We start from the raw sequence: 202 nt of genomic DNA on the forward strand, positions 1-202 counted from the left end.
ACGGGTCGCGGAGGCCGAGCGTAAGGCCGACGTCGACTACCTGGCCGAGGAGGTGCCGTCGGCGGTGCGGCAGAGCCTGGAGGGGGTCGAGCGGGTCGCGTCGTTGGTGCGGGCGATGAAGTCGTTCAGCTACAAGGACTCCCGGGATCGCTCGTACGCCGATCTCAACGAGGCGCTGACGACGACCTTGACGGTGGCGCGG

Annotated in this window: 1 protein-coding gene; it reads left to right on the top strand. The window is 69.3% G+C overall.

The features are described 5' to 3' along the window. On the top strand, positions 1-202 hold a 202-nt coding region (locus tag HC028_RS26920; protein ID WP_205861737.1), incomplete at both ends, for a hypothetical protein.

The sequence above is a fragment of the Planosporangium flavigriseum genome (genome assembly GCF_011947225.1).
Taxonomy (GTDB): Bacteria; Actinomycetota; Actinomycetes; order Mycobacteriales; family Micromonosporaceae; genus Planosporangium; species Planosporangium flavigriseum.